13 protein-coding genes, 1 tRNA gene, 2 rRNA genes and 1 other RNA gene (1 of these 17 only partly in view) are annotated in these 17,480 nt (G+C 61.6%); 8 read left to right on the top strand and 9 right to left on the bottom strand.

Annotation, left to right across the window (positions count from 1 at the left end):
- Window positions 1-12: 12 nt before the first annotated feature.
- Genes miaA through ACYQ4W_RS05065 form a run of 4 tightly spaced genes read right to left on the bottom strand, consistent with a single transcriptional unit; the run spans window position 13 to window position 3,611 of the window.
- On the bottom strand, window positions 13-936 hold the full coding sequence (miaA, locus tag ACYQ4W_RS05080; RefSeq protein WP_459853587.1) for a tRNA (adenosine(37)-N6)-dimethylallyltransferase MiaA: 924 nt from the start codon (window positions 934-936) through the stop codon (window positions 13-15).
- The gene (gene coaD / locus ACYQ4W_RS05075; RefSeq protein ID WP_459853584.1) at window positions 933-1,451 is read right to left on the bottom strand and encodes a pantetheine-phosphate adenylyltransferase; all 519 of its coding nucleotides are present in this window, start codon (window positions 1,449-1,451) and stop codon (window positions 933-935) included. The genes miaA and coaD overlap by 4 nt, the downstream gene beginning before the upstream one ends.
- Window positions 1,397-1,996: a 16S rRNA (guanine(966)-N(2))-methyltransferase RsmD gene (gene rsmD / locus ACYQ4W_RS05070; RefSeq protein ID WP_459853581.1), complete on the bottom strand. Its 600-nt coding sequence runs from the start codon at window positions 1,994-1,996 to the stop codon at window positions 1,397-1,399. The genes coaD and rsmD overlap by 55 nt, the downstream gene beginning before the upstream one ends.
- Window position 1,997: 1 nt before the next feature.
- Window positions 1,998-3,611: an MBL fold metallo-hydrolase RNA specificity domain-containing protein gene (locus tag ACYQ4W_RS05065; RefSeq protein WP_459853578.1), complete on the bottom strand. Its 1,614-nt coding sequence runs from the start codon at window positions 3,609-3,611 to the stop codon at window positions 1,998-2,000.
- Window positions 3,612-3,781: 170 nt separating this feature from the next.
- On the opposite strand from ACYQ4W_RS05065, the gene ACYQ4W_RS05060 reads away from it, so the two are divergent.
- Both ACYQ4W_RS05060 and ACYQ4W_RS05055 read left to right on the top strand, forming a co-directional pair.
- Window positions 3,782-4,438 (top strand): LOG family protein, encoded by a 657-nt coding sequence (locus ACYQ4W_RS05060; RefSeq protein ID WP_459853575.1) that lies wholly within the window; start codon window positions 3,782-3,784, stop codon window positions 4,436-4,438.
- Window positions 4,439-4,447: 9 nt separating this feature from the next.
- Complete coding sequence (locus ACYQ4W_RS05055) at window positions 4,448-5,335, top strand: DMT family transporter (RefSeq protein WP_459853572.1); 888 nt, start codon at window positions 4,448-4,450, stop codon at window positions 5,333-5,335.
- On the opposite strand, the gene ACYQ4W_RS05050 is transcribed toward ACYQ4W_RS05055, so the two are convergent.
- The 3 genes from ACYQ4W_RS05050 to ACYQ4W_RS05040 all read right to left on the bottom strand — a co-directional run bounded on the left by ACYQ4W_RS05050 (window position 5,332) and on the right by ACYQ4W_RS05040 (window position 9,187).
- Window positions 5,332-6,159 (bottom strand): rhodanese-like domain-containing protein, encoded by an 828-nt coding sequence (locus ACYQ4W_RS05050; RefSeq protein ID WP_459853569.1) that lies wholly within the window; start codon window positions 6,157-6,159, stop codon window positions 5,332-5,334. The two genes, ACYQ4W_RS05055 and ACYQ4W_RS05050, sit on opposite strands and share 4 nt — an antisense overlap.
- A 63-nt stretch (window positions 6,160-6,222) precedes the next feature.
- Window positions 6,223-7,179 (bottom strand): YbgA family protein, encoded by a 957-nt coding sequence (locus ACYQ4W_RS05045; RefSeq protein ID WP_459853566.1) that lies wholly within the window; start codon window positions 7,177-7,179, stop codon window positions 6,223-6,225.
- A gap of 13 nt (window positions 7,180-7,192) precedes the next feature.
- Entirely contained in the window at window positions 7,193-9,187 is a 1,995-nt protein-coding gene (locus ACYQ4W_RS05040) for a peptidase U32 family protein (RefSeq protein WP_459853563.1), read from the bottom strand.
- Between the two features lie 67 nt (window positions 9,188-9,254).
- Here ACYQ4W_RS05040 and ACYQ4W_RS05035 point away from each other — a divergent pair, with 67 nt between their 5' ends.
- The 6 genes from ACYQ4W_RS05035 to ACYQ4W_RS05010 all read left to right on the top strand — a co-directional run bounded on the left by ACYQ4W_RS05035 (window position 9,255) and on the right by ACYQ4W_RS05010 (window position 14,598).
- Complete coding sequence (locus ACYQ4W_RS05035) at window positions 9,255-10,031, top strand: iron-sulfur cluster-binding protein (RefSeq protein WP_459853560.1); 777 nt, start codon at window positions 9,255-9,257, stop codon at window positions 10,029-10,031.
- Window positions 10,032-10,045: 14 nt separating this feature from the next.
- The gene (locus tag ACYQ4W_RS05030) at window positions 10,046-10,960 is read left to right on the top strand and encodes a dihydroorotate dehydrogenase (protein ID WP_459853557.1); all 915 of its coding nucleotides are present in this window, start codon (window positions 10,046-10,048) and stop codon (window positions 10,958-10,960) included.
- A 79-nt stretch (window positions 10,961-11,039) separates the two neighbouring features.
- A tRNA-Ser gene (locus ACYQ4W_RS05025) sits at window positions 11,040-11,131 on the top strand.
- Between the two features lie 9 nt (window positions 11,132-11,140).
- Window positions 11,141-11,237, top strand: an RNA gene (gene ffs, locus ACYQ4W_RS05020) — signal recognition particle sRNA small type.
- 180 nt (window positions 11,238-11,417) lie between these two features.
- Window positions 11,418-12,620: an OmpP1/FadL family transporter gene (locus ACYQ4W_RS05015; protein WP_459853554.1), complete on the top strand. Its 1,203-nt coding sequence runs from the start codon at window positions 11,418-11,420 to the stop codon at window positions 12,618-12,620.
- Window positions 12,621-12,810: 190 nt separating this feature from the next.
- The gene (locus ACYQ4W_RS05010; RefSeq protein WP_459853552.1) at window positions 12,811-14,598 is read left to right on the top strand and encodes a methyl-accepting chemotaxis protein; all 1,788 of its coding nucleotides are present in this window, start codon (window positions 12,811-12,813) and stop codon (window positions 14,596-14,598) included.
- Between the two features lie 365 nt (window positions 14,599-14,963).
- Here the strand turns inward: ACYQ4W_RS05010 and rrf are convergent.
- Together rrf and ACYQ4W_RS05000 are read right to left on the bottom strand one after the other, a co-directional pair.
- Window positions 14,964-15,078 (bottom strand): 5S ribosomal RNA (rrf, locus tag ACYQ4W_RS05005).
- Window positions 15,079-15,119: 41 nt separating this feature from the next.
- A 23S ribosomal RNA gene (locus ACYQ4W_RS05000) occupies window positions 15,120-17,480 on the bottom strand (it continues 579 nt past the right edge of the window).

The raw sequence follows: 17,480 nt of genomic DNA, 5'->3' as shown, positions 1-17,480 counted from the left end.
GCGCGGGCGTTATCAGGCGTCCGCGTCCCAGTCCCGCACAAGGCCGGGCAGCCGGTCGAAGCCCTCGGCCCGGATCCAGCGCGTGCCCTGTTCCTTGGCGAACCACGTCAGCTGGCGCTTGGCATAGGCGCGCGTGTTGCGCCGCCACAGCTCGCAGGCTTCCGGCAAGTCCGTCTCGCCCAGAATGTGGGTCAAAAGCTCCGCACAGCCAATGCCGGTGAAGCCCGGCGCCTCGCGGTCCGGCGTGCGCTCGTAAGCCTGGCGCACCTCCTCCACGGCACCGCGCGCCAACATGGCTTCAATGCGCTTCCACAGCCGGGGCTCCAACTCGCCCAAGGTGGTGGAGACCCCGACCTTGCACAGCGTCACCCCTGTGCCCCCGCGCTTCTGCTCCGCAAACCAGTCCGTCAACGTGCGCCCGGTGCCGAGAAAAACCTCCAGCGCCCGGGCGATGCGCTGCGTGTCGTGCGGATGCAGGCGCGCGGCGCTTTCCGGATCGGCCTTGGCGAGGTCCGCGTGCAGCACGGCGTTGCCCTCGTTGGCCATGCGGTCCAGCACCCACTGGCGCACCGCCGGCGCAATGGCCGGAATATCCGCCAGGCCCTGCTCCAGGGCGCGCACGTAAAGCCCTGTGCCGCCCACGAGCACAGCCGTGCGCCCGGCCTCTTGCGCCGCGGCGATCTCGACCCGGGCCAGCTCCGCAAAGCGCGCCGCGGTCATGGCCTCGGCCGTGGGCAGTATTCCATACAGCACGTGCGGGCACTGGGCACGCTCGTGCGGCTCCGGCTGGGCGGTGACGATGGGAAAATCGGCGTAGATCTGGCGCGAGTCGTAGTTGATGACCGTCACCGGCATGGCCCGGGCGAGCACCAGGGCGGCCTCGGTCTTGCCGGAGCCCGTCGGCCCCAGGATGCAGACGGCGCGCAGGGAGGTCATGCCTCGCCGCTCTCCGACTTCAGGGCAAGATGCTTCTCCGTCAACTTGGCCAGCACCGGCTCCGACACCAGCCCCTTGACGTTGCCGCCGTGCAGGGCGACCTCCTTCACGATGGTGGAGCTCAGGTACATCCAGTTGTAGTCGGTCATGAGGAACACGGTCTGCACCTCGCGGGAGAGCCTGCGGTTCATCAGCGCCATCTGGAACTCGTACTCGAAGTCGGACACGGCCCGCAGCCCGCGCAAAATGGCCCCGGCGCCCCGGCCCTGCACATAGTCGATGAGCAGCCCGTCAAAGGGCTCCACGATGATGCGCGGCTCGCCGGCAAAGGTGTCGCGCGCCATCTGCACGCGCTCGTCCAGGGTGAAGCAGGTCTTCTTGGGCGTGCTTTGGGCTATGGCCAGCACCACGTTCTCAAAAACCTTGAGCCCCCGGTAGATGAGGCTCATGTGGCCGCGCGTCAGGGGGTCGAAGGTTCCGGGGTAGACTGCGAGCCTGGGGTTGTATTCTGCCACAGCAGTATCCTCGTCTGCCCGTAGAGCCTGTCGGTCTGCGGGATGAGTTGGGCCGGAACGCGGCCAGCGAAATCGCAATGCGCCTCCACTTCGGCGAGCACAAGCCCGCCTTCGGCAATCCAGCCGCCGCGCACGGCCTTTTCCATGGCCGGAGGCAAAAGGTCAAGCCCATAGGGCGGGTCCACGAACACGAGGTCGAAAGGGACCGCGGCGGGCTTGGCCAAGGTCTTGAGCAGATCGCCCAGAAGTACGCGGCAGCGGCGCGGCGCCACCTTGAATTCCGCCAGGTTGCCTTTGATGGCCGCGACGGCGTGCGGGTTCTTGTCCATGAACCAGGCTTCGGCCGCGCCGCGGCTCAGGGCCTCGATGGCCAGGGACCCGCTGCCGGCGAACAGATCAAGCACGCGGCAGTCCTCCCAGGCAACCCCGCGCGCCTCCAGCATGGAGAACACCGCCTGGCGCACTTTGCTGGTGGCGGGCCGGTAGCCCGGCCCCTCCACTGTGCGGATGCTTCTTCCGCCATATTCGCCTGCTATAACACGCATATTACAGCTCGCTGATGAGCTCCACCATCTTGCGGTTCAAATCGAGGAAGCGGTCGCGGATTTCCGTCTGGGCCACCCAGGGCTTGGCCTTGGCCAGGGCCATGCGCTTTTGGAACTCGGCAAAGAGGTTCTGGGAGTCGGACAGGAGGAAATCCCAGTCGATGCGGGGCGCGGCCTTGGCCTCGTCCACAACGGGCACCATGCCCTTGCCGGGCTGCAGGGTCAGCTCCTCCAGGTACGAGGGGATGTGCACCTCCATGCCCAGTTGGTCGTGCACGATGCCGGACAGCGTCTTGAGGGCCTTCACTTCGCCGTGGATGAGGATGACCTTGGTGTCCTTGCCGTCAAAGCTCTTGAGCCACTGGAGGATCTCCGCCTGGCCCGCGTGGGCCGAGAACCCGCCGATGGTGAACACCTTGGCCGCCACGGCCACGTCCTCGCCGAAGATCGTTATCTGCTTGGCGCCGTCAACGATCTTGCGGCCCGGCGTGCCTTCGCCCTGGTAGCCGCAGAACACGATGCTCGCGCCCTTGCGCCAGAGGTTGTGCCGCAGATGGTGACGGATGCGCCCGGCGTTGGCCATGCCGCTGGCCGAAATGATGATGGCCGAGCCGGTCATGGTGTTCAGCGCGCGCGATTCCTCCGCCGTCTGGCTGAAGCGCAGGTTGGGCAAAGACAGCGGGTCCTTGCCGGCGCTCAAAAGGGCCTTGGTCTTGTCGTCGAAATACTCTGGATGATTTCTGAAGATTTCCGTGGCGCGGATGGCGAGCGGGCTGTCCAGATAAATCGGCATGTCTTTCGGCAGCTTGCCTTCCTGGTCGAGCAGAAACAACGTGTACAGAATCTGCTGGGTGCGCTCCACGGCAAAGGCCGGGATGATGACCTTCTCGTGGTTCTTGTAACTGTAGGCGATGGCCGAGGCCAGCTCCTCGCGGCTGTTCTCCACGCTCTTGTGGTCGCGGTCGCCGTAGGTGGACTCCATGAACAGGTAGTCCGTGTGGTCGCCGTTGCCCTTGCTGGGGTCGGGCAGAATCAGCTGTCCGGGGCGGCCAAGGTCGCCGGAGAAGATGATCTTGGTGTGCTTGCCCTCCTCCGTGTACTCCACCTCGATAAAGGCCGAGCCGAGGATGTGCCCGGCGTCGCGATAGGTGACGCGAATGCCCGGAACCGGCTCGAAGGGCTTGTTGTACTCGATGGTCTGGATAAACGGGAAGGTGGCCGTGGCGTCGGCCGTGGTGTACAGCGGCTCCACCTGCTTGTTGCCGTGGCGCTGGCGGCGGCGGTTCTGCTGTTCGGCTTCCATCTCCTGAATATGCGCGCTGTCGAGCAGCAGGATCTGCATCAGGTCGCGGGTGGGCGGCGTGGCGTAGATGGGATTTTTGAAGCCGCTCGCCACCACGCGGGGCAAAAGCCCTATGTGGTCGATGTGCGCATGGGTGACAAGAATGAATTCCAGCGTGCCCGGACGGTAGGCGTCCATGTTCAGGTTGCGCTTTTCAATCTCCGCGTTGCCCTGATGCATGCCGCAATCCACAGCGAAGCGATGCCCACCGGTCTCCAGAATGTAGCAGGAGCCGGTGACGCCCTGGGCCGCGCCCAAAAAATTTATCTTCATGGTTACCCCGCGTTGAACCGTTTATGGAACAAGCCGCCGCAGGCCGGTAGGGGGGCGTCCCTCTTCCGCTTGCTTCGGAATCCGTGTACAAGGCTGGTCCCTGACCCGCGCATGTTAGCCAAAGACCTTGCCGGGCCGCAACCACTATTCCGGGAGCCATTGAAAAGCCCATGCCCAATTCCAAACAGTACCTCATCGACGACCTGTCCATGCAGGAGTCTTGGCGGCTGTTCAAGATACTCTCTGAGATCGTGGACGGATTCGAGACCCTGAATGACCTCGGCCCGGCGGTTTCCGTCTTCGGCTCCGCACGTGTCAAGGCTGGCGACCCGCTGTATGAAAAGACCATCGACCTTGCGCGCCAGCTCACTGAGGCGGGCTTCGCCGTCATCACCGGCGGCGGCCCGGGACTCATGGAGGCCGGCAACAAGGGCGCCTTCGACGCCGGCGGCAAGTCCGTGGGCCTGCACATCCACCTGCCGCTGGAACAGAAGAACAACCAGTTCCTGAACGTGCGCTGCGACTTCCGATATTTCTTCGTGCGCAAGCTCATGTTCATCAAATACGCCATGGCCTACATCGCCCTGCCCGGCGGTTACGGCACCCTGGACGAGCTCTCCGAGGCGCTGGTGCTCATTCAAACCAAGCGCATCAAGGCCTTTCCCATCGTGCTGCTCGGCAAGGACTACTGGGGCGGCCTGGTGGACTGGTTCCGCGACCGCCTGGTGGCCGACGGCTACTGCAACGCCAAGGACCTCGACCTGTTCCTGGTGACCGATTCCAACGAGGAAGCCGTGGCCCACATCCGCCGCCACGTGGTGATTTAGGCGGCATTGGTGCACGACGCCTCCGCAAGGCAGCGTCTGGCCTACATGTATGGTCTTGGCACGGTGCTCATCTGGAGCACCGTGGCCTCGGCCTTCAAAATCGCCCTGGGGCACATGAACCACGTGCAGCTGCTGCTCGTGGCCGATGCGGTGTCCGTGCTCACGCTCCTCGTCATCCTGACCGCGCAGGGCCGCCTTGGCCTTTTGCGCAAGCTGAGCGGCCGCGACATCCTGCGCAACTGCCTCATGGGCGCGCTGAACCCCTTCCTCTATTATCTGGTGCTGTTCAAGGCCTATTCCCTGCTGCCGGCCCAGGTGGCCCAGCCCCTCAACTACACGTGGGCCATCACGCTCTCGCTTCTGGCCGTGCCCTTTTTGGGGCAAAAGCTCACCAGGCGCGACCTTGCCGCAATCTGCGTCAGCTACCTGGGCGTTGTGGCGCTCTCCACACAGGGCAACCTCACGGGGACGGATTTCGGCAATCCCTTCGGCATCGGCCTGGCGTTGTGCAGCACGCTCATCTGGGCGCTGTACTGGATAGGCAACACCAAAAACGCCACGGACCCTGTGCTGGCCCTTTTGCTGAACTTCGCCGCCGCGCTGCCGCTGATTCTCTGCACCGCGCTGGCGACCACGGGGCTGCCCGCTTGGGACAACCCCGGCATGGCCGCGGCCTGCTATGTGGGGGTGTTCGAGATGGGCGTCAGCTTCGTGTTGTGGCTCAAGGCCATGCGGCTCACCACATCAACGGCGCGCATCGGCAATCTGATCTTCCTCTCGCCCTTCCTGTCGCTGGTGCTCATCCACTTCATCCTGGGCGAGACCATCCACGCCACGACGTATGCCGGGCTGGCGCTCATCCTGGCCGGAAACCTGCTGCAAAAACGCCGCGCCTAAAGCTTGGCCCGCTCGTCCACAAAGGTGCCCAGCACCTTGAGGTGGGCGCGCTCCTCCTCGGCCAGCAGCACCAGCGTGCGCCGCAGGTCGGCGTCGGTGACGGAGACGGTGCGCCGCAGGTACAGGTCCAGGGCCTGGGCCTCCACGGCCATGGCCAGTTCCAGGGCCTCTGCGGAATCGGACGGGTCGCTCATGAGGCCGAGGTAGTCCTTGGCCGTCACGCCGCCCTCCAGAACGCCGGTGACGATGGTGGCCTTGGCGCGGACCTCGAAGGCCCTGGTTTCGCCGCCTTCCAGGCGCGACCAGATCTCCACGAGCACGCGGCGGTGCTTTTCCTCAAATCCGGCCATGCGGCGGAACAAGGCCGCCAGCTGCGGGTCCGTGGCGCGACCGGCCAGGGCGCCGTAGAACTTCTCAAGCGCCAGCTCCATGCCCCAGGCGTGCTCCAGAAGCGCGGCAGGCGTCTCCGCCGCGGCGAGCGAAGCCATGCCGAGATCGGCCGGGCCTTGGGCCTGCGCGCCCTCCCAGGCCATTATGCCGCCCTTGAGGCTCATGATCTCGCGAAAGCCCTGCCCCGCCAGCATGTTCGCGGCGGCCAAACTGCGCATGCCGCCATGGCAGTACACGAGGATCGGCAGGTTTTTGTCCAGCTCGCCCAGGCGCTCGGCCAGTTCAGGAAGGGGAATATGCCGCGATCCGGGCAAATGCCCCTCCGCATACTCGAAGTCCTGGCGCACATCGAGCAGCGTCCGCGAGCCGAGGCGGACCTCGTCGAGAAACTTCCCCGCTTCACGGGGATCTATCTGATGGACATAGGCGACCATGGCACACTCCTTTTGTGGAAGCATACCAATGAACAGTATTCGCGGCAAGATGGCCGGCGGATTTTAAACGTGATTGCGCAGCTTGAGCTCCGCCGGGTGCGGGCGCAGGTACCATTGCCCGGCCAGATAGCCCTCGCCGAACTTCCTCACGTAATGGTTAAGCAAAGTCACGGGGACTATGAGCGGCAACAGTTCCTGGGCATAGGCAGCAAGAATCTCAAGCAGCTCCTGCTTCTCGTCCGGGCTCAAGGAACGCTTGAAGTAGCCCATGACGTGCTCAAGGACATTGACGTTTTTCTTGATGGTGGCCGGAAGGCGCAAGGCCTCCATGAGCGCGCTCAAATATGCGGCCTTCAGGTCGGGCAGCGGCATGTCCGCACCGTGGGCCACCAGCCGGCCCAGGCTGCGGTAGTGCACCACGCTGTGCGCCATGACGAGCAGCTTGTGCCGGGTGTGAAAGTCCACCAGCGCGCCAAGGCTGAAGCCCTTTCCGCCCACAAGCCGCCGCCAGCGGTGCATGACGAACACCCGCTCGATGAAGTTCTCGCGCAGGACAGGATCGTTGAGCCGGCCCTCGTCCTCGACGGGCAGCAGCGGCAGGGCGTCCATGAGTCTGGCGGCGAAAAGCCCCCTGCCCTTGAGCGCGGGCGCGCCGCCGTTTTCCGGGTAGACCTTGACACGGCTCATGCCGCTTGAGGGCGAGCCGTATTTGAACACAAAGCCGCACAGGTCCGCCGCGCCCAGTTCCGCGACTTTTGCTTCGGCCCAGCGGTCCATGCGCTCCGTGAGGTCCACCTTGTTTTTCACCGTGAGCAAGCGCGGGGCCGCCGGGTCGCCCACAAGCCGCATGGCCTCGCGCGGGACGGTGAGCCCGCATTCCACCTCCGGGCACACGGGAACAAACTCCACAAAGGGGGCCAGCACATCCGTCAGAAAGCGGTCCAGCTTGTGGCCGCCGTCATAGCGCACGGCCTCGCCCAGCAAGCAGCGGCTAACGCCTACGCGCGGCAAATCGCCCATGCATCCCCCTCGGTTACAGCAGCCCTTGGTCCCAGTTGAACACGCTGGTGCGCGGCGCGGTTTCCAGGAACCTGGGCCAGGGCTCGCGCAACGTGGCGTACATGGCGTACCCGGCCTGCTCCAGCTCGCGGCGGTGGGCGGAGAGATCCAGCTCCCAGCCGGGGTAGATCCAATGGTTGTTGGCGATCTTGCGCACAAAGGCCACCTCGCCGCGCGGGCTCAGGATGGGCTCTTCCAGGCGGACTTCCTCCGCCAGAATGCGCGTTATGCCCAGCGGCCAAAAGCCGCCCATAACGATTCCGAGCGGCACGGGGCTGTGCCGGGGCAGAGAAAGCAGCTCCGGGCCGGAAAGCTCCGGGCTGACGAACACGCTCTCCATGCCGAGTGACGCGTATTGCGCGGCGGTGTGCGCGCTGGCCAGGTTGCAGAAAGGGCCGCCAATGAGCCGGATGTCTTTTCTCTCGGCAAAGAACCCCACCTGCCACGGCGCGTTCAGCACAAAGATGCGCGCCCCGCGCTCCAGGGCCTCGCCCACAAGGCGCTTGTAGCGCTCTTCCTCATTGGGCCAAATGACCGGCGGCAACCACCACCAGATGCGCCCGGTGACCGGACGCGGGGTGTCGAGCAGGGCCGAGCGCTCCAGCCAGATGCCGGTCTCCACGGCCTTGCCCCCGCGCGACTGTCCGCGGGGCAGGCTGCGGAACACGCTCAGTTCCGTGCGTCGCTCCACGCGTGGAGCGCTGTAGGTCTTGGGGTGGAAGCTGGAGGCCTCTTTCTCCGGCGGCTCCGGCCGCACGGCCAGTTCTTTTTCCATTCCGGCCAAAAGCTGCATCAGCTCCGGCTCGCGGCGGTCGATGAGAAACGCCGGGGCTTTGGACGGAGGACCGCCCTTGGAGCCGGGCACGGGACGGATGTCGAGCCTGCCGCCCTTGGGGATGCGGCGGCGCAGGGGAATGGTCTGGTGCCAGGGGTCGTCCTCGCAGCCCAGGCGCAGCAAGTCGCCGGGGAGCAGGTCCTGCCAGGTCTGCACATAGGCCTTGCCGTCGGGCTCGCGCTTCACCAGCCCGGCCGTGAGCCCAGAGGCGGTGCTGGTGCCCGGCTTGACCGGCGGATAAGGGCGCTGGGGCAGAAACACGCCATGCGTGGCCGGCCGGCCCAGGGCCTGCTCCAAAAGCGAGAATGCGGCCTTGCGTGTTTCCGCGTTGTTCGGGTCGTCGCGCAGCATGCGGTAGGCCGTGACAACATAATAGACGTAGTGCGGCCCTTTCTTGCGGCCCTCAATTTTCCAAGACGTCACCTGAGGCACGTCCAGCAAGGTTTTTGTGAGCACGTCCAGGCTCAGGTCCTGGCAGGAGAACAGCCCCTCGGGCTTGCCTTTGAGGCCGCCTTGCCTGTACAAGCGGCGGCAGGGCTGCACGCAACGGCCGCGCAGACCGCTTTTGCCGCCAAAGAAGCTGCTCCACCAGCACCGGCCGGAGACGCAGTGGCACAGCGCGCCGTGGACGAAGATTTCAAGGCCCAGGCCTTCCGGGCATGCCCCGGCCATGAGCTTCACCTCGTCCAGGTCCAGCTCGCGGGGCAGAACGACGCGGTTTGCGCCAAGTTGCCGAGCCACGGCAAGAGCCGCCGGGTGGGTGGCGTTGGCCAGGGTGGAGATGTGCAGATCGCCCTCGTAGCCGGCTTGCCGGGCCAGCGCGAGCACCCCGAGGTCCTGCACGATGAGGGCGTCGGGCTTGACCATGCGCGCCAGGCGTTCCATAAGCCCGCCAGCGGCGCGGGCATCGTCCGGCTTGAGCAGCACGTTCATGGTCACATGCACGCGCACGCCGCGCTCGTGGGCATATTCCGTGAGAGTCGCCAGCTCGCCCAGGCCGAAGTTCTTGGCCTGCATGCGGGCGGAGAAGTGCTTCAGTCCCAGGTAGATGGCGTCCGCGCCGGCGGCAACGCCAGCCAGGAAGCTCGGGCGGTCGCCCGCCGGGGCCAATATTTCAGGTGCAAGTTTGTCCATTCGGGGAAAACGCCTTTGGGTGAGAGTGCGCCCTGCCGCTGCGGGCAGGACAAAGGATGGGGGGATCGTGGTCAGAAATTGCCGTGAAGTCAAGGTGCGCGAGGTGCGCTTCCTTGGAGCCTGGGATGTTCCCAGCGACTTCGTGGAGCTCACGCTGGAGAACCCCGAGTGGGCGGGCTATCGCCCCGGCCAGTTCGCCATGCTGCGCCCCAAGCATTGGGGGCTCGAGCTTTCGTGGGGGCGGCCCTTTTCCATCTCCCGCGCCGACGCCGACTCCGTGACCTTCTTTTTCCAGGTTGTGGGACGCGGCACCGCGCGCCTGGCCCGGCTCCAGCCCGGAGACGACGTCATCATCTGGGGACCGCTCGGCAACGGCTTCAGCGCGCCGGAGGAGACCCCCACGCTGCTGCTGGCCGGCGGCATGGGCATAGCGCCCTTCCGGGGCTACATCGAAAAGCACCCCACGCCGGAATTTCTGCGCCTGGTCTTCGCCCACAGACCGAGCCTGGACAGCTACCCCTTCGCCCTCATGTCCGACAAGGTCCGCGCCGAGGCCATTCAGGAAAAGAGCGCCGAGGACCTGCCCATGATCATCGAGCGCATCGAATCGGAAGTGGCTGGTGCGGCTGGCGGCATCGTGCTGGCCTGCGGCCCCCTGCCCTTCCTCAAGACCATTCAGGAAGCCGCCAGAGTGCACCAGGTGCGCGCGGAGCTCTCCCTGGAGCGCTCCATGGCCTGCGGCGTGGGCGCGTGCCTGGGCTGCGTGTGCAAGGACGGCCAGGACAAACACGTGCAGGTTTGCGCCCGCGGCCCGGTCTTCAAGGCCGAAGACGTGCACTTGTAAGGTAAGGAGAGGGCATGGATCTGCGCGTTGAATTTGCCGGCCTGGTGCTGAAGAATCCGATCATCACCGCTTCCGGCACCTTCGGCTTCGGGCTTGAGTTCATGAATTTCGGCGACTTGAAGCGCCTGGGCGGCATCGTGGTCAAGGGGCTTTCCCTGAAGCCGCGCGAGGGCAACCCCATGCCGCGCATCGTGGAGACGCCCTGCGGCATGCTGAACGCCATCGGCATTCAGAATCCCGGCGTCGAGGCCTTTGTGCGCGACAAGCTGCCGCTTTTGCCCTGGCGCGAAACCGCCATCATCGCCAACCTGTATGCCTGCACGGTGCAGGAGTTCGGCGAGTTGACCGGCGTTCTTGCCGGCGAGGAAGGCGTCGCCGCCCTGGAAGTGAACGTGAGCTGCCCCAATGTGCAGACGGGCGGCGCGGCCTTCGGCCAGGACCCGACGCAGATCCGCAAGGTGACGGAAGAGGTCAAGAAGCGCGCCGCGGGCAAGCCCGTCATCGTCAAGCTTTCGCCCAACGTCACGGACATTGGCCTGTGTGCGCGCGCGGCGCAGGATGGCGGCGCCGACGCAGTGAGCCTCATCAACACCCTGCTCGGCATGGCCGTGGACATTCGCACGCGCAGGCCGCGCCTGGCCAATGTCGTGGGCGGGCTTTCCGGCCCGGCCATCAAGCCCGTGGCCCTGCGCTGCGTCCACCAGGCCTGCAAGGCGGTCAGCATCCCGGTCATCGGCATTGGCGGCATTGTGAGCGCGGAGGACGCGCTGGAGTTCATCCTCGTGGGCGCCGCCGCCGTGGAGGTAGGCACCGCGAACTTCCTCCGCCCGGACCAGGCCTTCCGCATCGTCGATGACCTGCAGCGGGTCATGATCAAGGCCCGGTGCGAGGAACTGAGCGAATTGCGCGGCAGCCTCAAGCTCGGCTGAGGAAAACGCGGTAAAATTGCATATCGCACAGATTTCGCTTGCCAGCCAAGATGATTCGTATTAATTGGTTCGTCCTCGCGGAGAGGTGTCCGAGCTCGGTTTAAGGAGCACGCCTGGAAAGTGTGTGTACCCGAAAGGGTACCGGAGGTTCGAATCCTCTCCTCTCCGCCATTTTTCACCCCGGGGAAGCCGGACGGCGAGTTCGCCGTGAATCCCGTCAGGCCCGAAAGGGAGCAGCGGTAGCGGTCCGAACCCGGGTGTCCGGTTTCCCTCGAAGAAGGGCGCAGCAATGCGCCCTTCTTTTTTTGCGCCACGCTTCAAACAGCGCGATTTTGCACGTTTACATTCCCTCCCCAAGCTGGTAATTGATTCCATCTTTTGCAATTTGCTGTTTCAAAGCAGCGTGTTGTCAACACCAATAGATGCTGTGTCAATCAATTTGCCAAGAGGAGACCGGATGCGTTCCAATCGAAGTGTCGGCCATGTCATCGCCAGTCTGCGGGCTTTTGTCCTGCTCATGCTCGTTCCCACAGTCTGCCATGCGGGCGGCTTCGCCCTCAACGAATACAGCGCCCGCGCCAACGGCATGGGCGGCGCCATGATCGCCATAGCCGACGACGCCTCGGCCGTGGCCTACAACCCGGCCGGCATCACCCAGATTCTGGGCGACAGCATGATGTTCGGCATGACCGCCATCGCCCCTGTCGCCGATGTGAAGACCGGGACCGGCGCCAAGACCACGACCCAGACGAACATCTACACTCCGCCCCACGCCTACCTCGTGCACCAGATCAACGACATGGCCTGGCTTGGCGTCGGCGTGTACACCCGCTTTGGCGTCGGCACCCAGTACAGCGTCGACTGGGCCGGAGCCACCAAGCTGTACCGCTCGGAGCTCAGCTCCTATTCCTTTGCGCCGAACATCGCCCTCAAGCTCACGGACAAGCTCTCTGTGGCGGTTGGACCGGAGATTCTTTACAGCTCCGCGGACCTTCGTCAAAAGACGGCCGTGCCCAACTCGGACGTGCGGATGTTCGTCGACGGCGTGAGCTTTGGCGGCCAGGCCGCGCTGCATTACATCTTCAATGACGAATGGAGCGCCGGTTTCGTCTATCACACCTCACAGCGCGCCTCGGACAAGGGCGGCGTGCACTACACCGGTGTGTCGCACAACCAGAACCTGACCATCACGCTGGACCTGCCTTCCTCGTACAATCTCGGCGTGGCTTACAAGCCCAATGCGGATTGGAAAATCGAAGCGGACGCGATCTTCACGCAGTGGCAGGACTACAAGGACATGCGCTATTCCTTTGAGGACAACGGCACGACCATCAAGCCGAAGTATTGGCGCAACGTGTGGCGCTTTCAGCTCGGCACCGAGTACATGGCGACCAAGTGGCTTGCGCTCCGGGCCGGTCTCGTCTGGGACCAGGATCCGATACGCAAAGGCTATGAGGACTACATGCTGCCGACCAACGACCGCAAGATCATCAGCACCGGCTTCGGCATCATCGACGGCAAGTACACCTACGACTTCTCCCTTGCTTGCGTCATCAACAACGACAGAAGCATCAACGCGAATTCGAACATCATCGGCGCTACCCAGGTGACCCAGAGCCGGGCCTACATGGCTGGCTTCTCGCTCGGTTACAAATTCTAGCACCTCCCTGCCGCACTACAGTAGAGAACATCCCTCAGCATCCCAAAGGCCCGGCGCAAGTCGGGTCTTTTTTTGTGCAGAGCAACAGTAAGTACACACACGCACATTAACACAGTTTGACATTTTCAAGCTTTATGGGCATTGCGCATGAGTATTAGTATTTAAAATTAACATTTTTGCAGGAGGAACCATGCCCCCACGTGCGTTTTCTCTCTCCGCAAGATTGTGGCTTACAGCCCTGCTTGCGCTCTTTGGTTCCGTGGCCTTGCTCGTCGTCTCCATGCGGACGATCAACGAAGTAAAAATCCGAAGTCCGTTATACCAGGAAATCGTCTCATACAAAGATCTGCTCGCGGACATCCTCCCTCCTCCTGCGTATCTCATTGAAAGCTATCTGACCTGCTTTGAACTCACCAAAGCCAAGGGGCCAGAGCAAGAAGAGCTGCTCAAAAGGTTGTCCAGGCTGGATAAGGAGTATCAGGAACGAAACACCTTCTGGAAAACGGAGTTGAAGCTTCCGGCGTTGCGCAAAACCATGCTCGAAGACGCCGCGGCACCTGCTCAAGAGTTTCTAACAACTCTCAAGACACAGTTCATCCCCGCCATCCAGCGCAACGATCTTGATGCGGCACAGAAAATTCTCGAAGGACCGCTGACAAGCGCGTATCGAAAACATCGTTCGGCGGTCGACAGCACTGTGGAACTGGCAAACAAGGAAGTCCTCAGCGTTGAGGCCACTGCCGACAAAACGCTTTCTCAAAGCATTACCACCCTGTTCGGATATGCACTGGCAATCAATATTCTGGTTCTTGCGCTCACCTTCCTGTCTATCCGTTCCATATTGAAGCCGATGTCCAGTCTCGCCACTTATGCAAAGCGTGTCTCTGCCGGCGATTACGACTGCCAGTGCGACATACAGACAGGCAATGAGATAGGTAACCTCGCAGCCATTCTGGCTGATACTGTTTCCAAAATACAAACAAGCATCAACCAGGCTGCGGAATCCGAACACGTGGCGCAGGAAGAGGCGCGCAACGCGCATGTCGCCTCGGCAAAGGCAGAGGAAGCCATGGCGCGGGCCGAACAGGCGAAAAAGCAAGGCATGTTCCAGGCAGCCATCAAGCTCGAAAAGGTTGTTGAAGTGGTCGGAACCGCATCGGAGCAGCTCGCAGCCCAAGTCGAGCAGGCCAACAAAGGTGCTCAGGTTCAGGCGCATAAGGCGGCCGAGGTGGCCACGGCCATGGAAGAGATGAACGCGTCAGTTCTTGAAGTCGCCAGCAACGCGACCCAGACTGCGGCGACCTCGACCCTTGCACAGTCAAAGGCAAAAGCCGGCGCAACCGTCGTGGATCAAGTCATCACGGGCATTGGAGAGGTGCGGGGCATTGCCGTCGCCCTAAAGACGCAGATGACCGAACTTGGAGTCCAGTCCGAAGAAATTGGCCAAATATTGAATGTTATCAGCGACATTGCAGACCAGACAAATCTTCTTGCGCTGAACGCCGCCATCGAGGCCGCCAGGGCAGGTGATGCCGGACGCGGCTTTGCCGTGGTGGCCGACGAAGTGCGCAAGTTGGCGGAGAAGACGATGACAGCCACCAAGCAGGTCGGCGATGCCATAAAATCCGTTCAGGCGGCGACAAGGACGAACATTGCACGTGTGGACGAGGCCGTGCATTCGATTTCGTGCGCGACGGATCTTGCTGGCGAATCCGGCCATGCCCTTGAGGAGATCGTGGCGCTTGTCGAGGCGGCTTCGGGCCAGGTGCAAGCCATTGCTGCCTCTGCAGAGCAGCAGTCCTCCGCAAGCGAGGAGATCAATCATGCTGTCGAGGACGTGAACCAGGTTGCCAAACAGAGCTCTTTGGCCATGGGAGATGCGGCAAGAGCCGTTGTGGAGCTCGCTCGCCAGGCGGAAGAGCTTCGCAACCTCATTCACGAGTTGAAGTCAGGCGAACAGGTCGAGACTGCACGGTAGGTTCAGCCGGCCGCCTTTGTTCCCTGCGACCGGGCATAGGCGGCACAACGTTCTGCAAATGGCATCAGCCCAAGGGGACGAACGCGAAAGAATGAGGATGCTTGCAATCCTGACCCTGCGTCCTATCCTGAATGCTTGTGCATAGGCGAAGACAAGTCCTCGACGGACGTTGCCCCGAAAGCGGGCCTTTAGCGTCATGCGCACTCTTGGCAATATGCGCATCATGTTTTGGGGCTTCTCCCCCCTTAACTCGGCGCAATACGCATTGCCGGAGGCGACAGGACGGGGATAGCCGCGAGTGAGCGCCACGCTGGCAAACGAGAAAAGGCCCGCTCTCATTTGAGAGCGGGCCTTTTGAAATTAAGTCTTGGCGGCGACCTACTTTCCCACGATTAGAACCGCAGTATCATCGGCGATGGCGGGCTTAACTTCCGAGTTCGGAATGGGATCGGGTGTACCCCCGCCTCCACGGCCACCAAGACAAATATATAAGTTAGATAGGGGAGAGAGGAGCTTTTTGAAATCAAAAGCCGCACGACTTATTAGTACTGGTTAGCTAAATGTGTCACCACACTTACACGCCCAGCCTATCAACCCGGTGGTCTACCGGGAGTCTTCAGCAGCCGAAGCTGAGGGAGAACTAATCTTGAGGCAGATTTCCCGCTTAGATGCTTTCAGCGGTTATTCCTTCCGAACTTAGCTACCCTGCAATGCCACTGGCGTGACAACAGGAACACCATAGGTTCGTCCACCCCGGTCCTCTCGTACTAGGGGCAGGCCCTCTTCAATTCTCCAACGCCCACGGAAGATAGGGACCAAACTGTCTCACGACGTTTTAAACCCAGCTCGCGTACCACTTTAAACGGCGAACAGCCGTACCCTTGGGACCTGCTTCAGCCCCAGGATGTGATGAGCCGACATCGAGGTGCCAAACCGCATCGTCGATGTGAACTCTTGGATGCGATCAGCCTGTTATCCCCGGCGTACCTTTTATCCTATGAGCGATGGCCCTTCCATGCGGGACCACCGGATCACTAAAACCGACTTTCGTCCCTGCTCGAGATGTCTCTCTCACAGTCAAGCTCCCTTATGCTTTTGCACTCAACGCCTGGTTTCCGATCAGGCTGAGGGAACCTTTGCAAGCCTCCGTTACTGTTTTGGAGGCGACCGCCCCAGTCAAACTACCCACCAGACACTGTCTTCCAACCGGATAACGGTGTGGAATTAGAATCTTAAACAAGCAAGGGTGGTATTTCAAGGATGGCTCCTCCGAAGCTAGCGCCCCGAATTCACAGCCTCCCACCTATCCTACACATGCTTGTTCAAAACCCAATGTCAAGCTATAGTAAAGGTGCACAGGGTCTTTCCGTCTTTCCGCGGGTAACGGGCATTTTCACCCGTATTTCAATTTCACTGAGTCTCTGGTTGAGACAGCGGGGAGATCGTTACGCCATTCGTGCAGGTCGGAACTTACCCGACAAGGAATTTCGCTACCTTAGGACCGTTATAGTTACGGCCGCCGTTTACTGGGGCTTCGGTTCAAGGCTTCGCATTGCTGCTAACCTCACCCCTTAACCTTCCAGCACCGGGCAGGCGTCAGTCCGTATACGTCGTCTTACGACTTCGCACAGACCTATGTTTTTAGTAAACAGTCGCCACCCCCGATTCTCTGCGGCTCTTCGAGGCTTTGGAAGTTAAACCATCACCACAAAGAGCACCCCTTCTTGCGAACTTACGGGGTCATTTTGCCGAGTTCCTTAACCAGAGTTCTCTCAAGCGCCTTGGTCTACTCGACCCGCCCACCTGTGTCGGTTTGCGGTACGGTCAGCGTGTGATAAACTTAGAAGCTTTTCTTGGCAGTCTGGGATGAGTTGCTTCAGGCCTTGCGGCCACGGCATCACTTCTCGGGCATGTAGAACTGCGGATTTGCCTACAGTTCAACCCTACGGGCTTACACCAGGATATCCAACACCTGGCCAACCTACCCTCCTGCGTCCCTTCATCGCGCTCACACACCGGTACAGGAATATTAACCTGTTTTCCATCGACTACGCATTTCTGCCTCGCCTTAGGGACCGACTCACCCTGGGAAGATTAACTTTACCCAGGAAACCTTGGGCTTACGGCGAACGAGTTTTTCACTCGTTTTATCGTTACTCATGTCAGCATAATCACTTCTTATTACTCCAGCAAACTTTACAGTTCACCTTCGTCGCGTCTAAGAACGCTCCCCTACCGAGTACGACTAGCGTACTCCCGTAGCTTCGGTACTATGCTTAGCCCCGATACATTTTCGGCGCAACATCGCTAGGCCAGTGAGCTATTACGCTTTCTTTAAAGGATGGCTGCTTCTAAGCCAACCTCCTGGATGTCTAAGCAACGTCACTACCTTTTCCACTGAGCATAGATTTAGAGACCTTAGCTGACGATCTGGGCTGTTTCCCTTTCGACTACGGACCTTCGCACCCGCAGTCTGACTCCCAGGAAGCAATTGACGGCATTCGGAGTTTGATAGGGGTTGGTAAGCGGGTAAGCCCCCTAGCCCTGTCAGTGCTCTACCTCCGTCAATCTCGTCCTGAGGCTATACCTCAATATATTTCGGGGAGAACCAGCTATCACCAAGTTTGATTGGCCTTTCACCCCTATCCACAAGTCATCCGGGTAATTTTCAACTTACGGCGGTTCGGTCCTCCACTCAGTTTTACCTGAGCTTCAACCTGCTCATGGATAGATCACTTGGTTTCGGGTCTACTCCGCAGTACTATGCGCCCTATTCAGACTCGCTTTCGCTTCGGCTCCGTCTTTTTTAGACTTAACCTTGCACTACAGAGTAACTCGCTGACTCATTATGCAAAAGGCATGCGGTCACGGAACAAGTCCGC

It is taken from the genome of Humidesulfovibrio idahonensis, assembly GCF_054657715.1.
The sequence above is the reverse complement of the archived record's forward strand: the minus strand, read 5'-3'. Positions and strand labels throughout refer to the sequence as shown.